Genomic DNA, 293 nt, shown 5'->3' with positions numbered 1-293 from the left:
GGAGTCTGGGCCGTGTCTCAGTCCCAGTGTTGCTGATCATCCTCTAAAACCAGCTATAGATCGTAGGCTTGGTAGGCCATTACCCCACCAACTACCTAATCTAACGCGGGCTAATCCAAAGGCGATAAATCTTTCCCCCGAAGGGCACATACGGTATTACTCTCCGTTTCCAGAGGCTATTCCGTACCTTTGGGCATATTCCCACGCGTTACTAACCCGTCCGCCGCTCACCCCGAAGGGCGCGCTCGACTTGCATGTGTTAGGCCTGCCGCCAGCGTTCGTTCTGAGCCAGG

The 293-nt window shown here is 55.3% G+C and carries 1 rRNA gene; it reads right to left on the bottom strand.

Features of this window, described 5'->3' with window-relative positions:
• Positions 1 to 293: ribosomal RNA gene (locus E1297_RS00350) — 16S ribosomal RNA — on the bottom strand; the annotation flags it as partial.

It is taken from the genome of Roseibium sp. RKSG952 (genome assembly GCF_009711355.1).
The sequence above is the reverse complement of the archived record's forward strand: the minus strand, read 5'-3'. Positions and strand labels throughout refer to the sequence as shown.